The sequence below is a fragment of the Bacillus sp. LR--39 genome (assembly GCF_053613335.1).
The window spans coordinates 1-566 of record NZ_JBSIOT010001353.1 but is presented as its reverse complement, the minus strand read 5'-3'; the positions used below and the strand labels follow the sequence as shown (position 1 = coordinate 566).

The window sequence follows — 566 nt, the reverse complement described above, 5'->3', positions numbered from 1 at the left end:
CATGGTTAATCGCTTCAACTGTTTGCGGCATGACACCGTCATCGGCAGCTACGACAAGAATCGTAATATCAGTTACTTCTGCACCGCGTGCACGCATTGTTGTAAATGCGGCGTGGCCCGGTGTATCCAAGAACGTGATTTTCTTGCCGTTCTCTTCAATTTGATAAGCGCCGATATGCTGAGTGATTCCGCCTGCTTCCCCTTCAACAACCTTTGTTTTACGGATGCTGTCAAGAAGCGTTGTTTTCCCATGGTCAACGTGGCCCATGATTGTCACGACAGGAGGACGAATTTCAAGATCCTCTTCATTATCAGGCTCTTCGTATTTTTCCAGCTCTGTTTCTTCAAGCACAATGACCTCTTCTGTTTCAACACCATATTCTGATGCAATGAGTTCGATTGTGTCTTTATCAAGCTCTTGGTTAATGGTTGCCATTACGCCAAGAAGCATCAGCTTTTTAATGATTTCTGATGGCTCTTTGCCAAGCTCTTCAGCAAGTGCGCCAACTGTTAAAGTGCCAGAGAATGTAATTTTCTCAGGAAGCTCTTTTTTCGGCTTTACAGGC

1 protein-coding gene is annotated in these 566 nt (G+C 45.1%); it reads right to left on the bottom strand.

Features of this window, described 5'->3' with window-relative positions; translation table 11 throughout:
* The coding region (locus ACWHAR_RS30440) for a translation initiation factor IF-2 N-terminal domain-containing protein (protein WP_452088854.1) at positions 1-566 on the bottom strand (566 nt) is incomplete at both ends.